The organism is Streptomyces sp. NPDC005799, from assembly GCF_040630525.1.
GTDB classification, from domain to species: Bacteria; Actinomycetota; Actinomycetes; order Streptomycetales; family Streptomycetaceae; genus Streptomyces; species Streptomyces griseorubiginosus_B.
The window spans coordinates 1-1,534 of record NZ_JBEXXQ010000209.1 but is presented as its reverse complement, the minus strand read 5'-3'; the positions used below and the strand labels follow the sequence as shown (position 1 = coordinate 1,534).

Annotated in this window: 1 protein-coding gene and 1 pseudogene; both read right to left on the bottom strand. The window is 68.4% G+C overall.

Annotated features, from left to right (window positions below):
• Positions 1-1,175 (bottom strand): annotated as a pseudogene (locus ABZ453_RS51275) (IS200/IS605 family accessory protein TnpB-related protein); the annotation flags it as partial.
• Positions 1,168-1,534, bottom strand: a 367-nt coding sequence (locus ABZ453_RS51270; RefSeq protein ID WP_359026973.1) for an IS607 family transposase, incomplete at its 5' end; no start/stop codon positions are given. The pseudogene ABZ453_RS51275 and the gene ABZ453_RS51270, both read right to left, overlap by 8 nt.

The window sequence follows — 1,534 nt, the reverse complement described above, 5'->3', positions numbered from 1 at the left end:
CTGCCGTGCTTCTCGCGGGTCTTCTCGGTGGCGAAGTCCAGATTCTCCAGGCCGATGGCTTTGACGCCGCACCGGTCTGCCCAGTGCAGCAACTGGCTGATGGCGTGGCGGACCTGGGCGTCACGGTGCTCTGCGCGGCCGGACAGGTCGTAGAAGAACCGCTTGGGGTCGCCGACCGGGTTGCCGTGCCGGTCGAGCCGGTAGGCGGCGAAGTGGTCGGCGTTGGTGTCCACACCGACCATGCCCTCAGACCGCGCCGTCTGAAGCGGGATCGTCTGGACAACGGGCCGTGTCCACGACGCTGTCAGGTACCAGCGGCCCCGCTCCCTGTCCAGGTGGATGCGGTAGGCCACGGCCCGGTTGTCTTCGATCCGCTCGCGCCAGTCACCTCCCCTGTGCTGGAACTGCACGCGGGTGGCGAGGACGTAGCGACCGTGCTTGCTGTTGGCCAAGTGGGCGAGCGGGGCGGGCAGCTTGATGCTGACCTCGCCATCCGGTGTGACGCGGATGGTCTCGTTGCCGAAGCGTTTGCCCAACTCGCCATCGGCGGCGAGGAAGAACCGTTCGGCTTCCCACCGCTGACGCCACTGCTCGGCGGTGAGCTGGGCGGCTTGGAGGCTGTGACGGTTGTTGAGGAGGCGCCGGCCGCCGCGCACGACGTGCACGACACCGGTCTCACGCTCAGCGCGGGCCACGTCCAGGCGGTGTTCCAGGGCCGTCAGACGGCGCGACTTCTAAAACCACTCGGCCCGACTGCGGTATCCGCCCGGTGCCCGTTTGGTGCCCTTCTCCCCGATCGGCTGGCAGAGACGGTGCATCAGCGTCCGCACACCAGCCTCAAGCCCTTGGATGTGGGCGAGCCGGCAGCGGCGGGAAAGCGCCCACTGATCGTGAGTGGCCTTCGTGATCGAACCGGCCCACCGGGATGAGGAATCGGCCGTCAGGCTCTGCTTCCGGGCGGCCCACGTGTCGCTGCTGTGGTCCAGGCCGTCAGCGCAGCGGTTCTTGATGTCCAGCGAGGCAAGGCGTCCGAGGTGTTCACCGACCAGCCGCAACACCTTGTCGTCCACGTCGGTGAGGTGCTGGAGGCGGTCGCGTACCGCCACCCCGGACGGCCCGAGCGCGACGAACGGCGCGTCGATGGTGCGGAGCTTCTTCTTCTTCGGCTCACTCATCGGCAGCCGCCGCTTCGAGAGCCTTCCTCGCCCGGTTCTTCGCCGACCGGCGGCCGTACAGGCGGGCGCAGAACGACGTCAGCACCTCCACCATGTCCCGGACCAGGTCGTCTTCACCTTCGCCGTCATCGAGGACGACGAGTCGGCGACCAGTCGCGGACAGGGCGGCCTCGATCAGCTCCCCATTCATCCGTCCGAGGCGGTCTTTGTGCTCGACCACAACCGTGGTCACCGCCGGGTCGGCCAGCAGCCGCTTCGCCTTCGCGCGGCAGCCGTTCATGCCCGAGGCGATCTCGGATCCGATCCGCACGACCTTCTGCCCGGCCTTTGCCGCCCATGCCGACAGGCGAGCGGTCTGC